The organism is Aquabacterium sp. A08 (assembly GCF_011742065.1).
Genome location: NZ_JAAQQT010000015.1, coordinates 1 through 299, shown reverse-complemented (window position 1 = coordinate 299; position 299 = coordinate 1). Strand labels below are relative to the sequence as shown.

The window sequence follows — 299 nt, the reverse complement described above, 5'->3', positions numbered from 1 at the left end:
GGCGGCCACGCGCCCGACATCCTGAAGGTGGTGGGCGAAGCCAACGTGCTGCCCTCCTCCACCAACCCCACGCGCCCCTACACCGTCAACACGCTGGAAGAGCACGTGGACATGCTCATGGTGTGCCACCACCTGGACGCGTCCATCGCCGAAGACCTGGCGTTTGCCGAAAGCCGCATCCGCAAGGAAACCATCGCGGCCGAGGACATCCTGCACGACCTGGGCGCCATCAGCATCATGAGCAGCGACAGCCAGGCCATGGGCCGGGTGGGCGAGGTCATCTGCCGCACCTGGCAGAC

General features: G+C 66.6%; 1 protein-coding gene. It reads left to right on the top strand.

Annotation, left to right across the window (positions count from 1 at the left end; translation table 11 throughout):
• A partial coding sequence (locus HA630_RS00090; RefSeq protein WP_166831953.1) for an amidohydrolase family protein occupies positions 1-299 on the top strand: 299 nt, incomplete at both ends.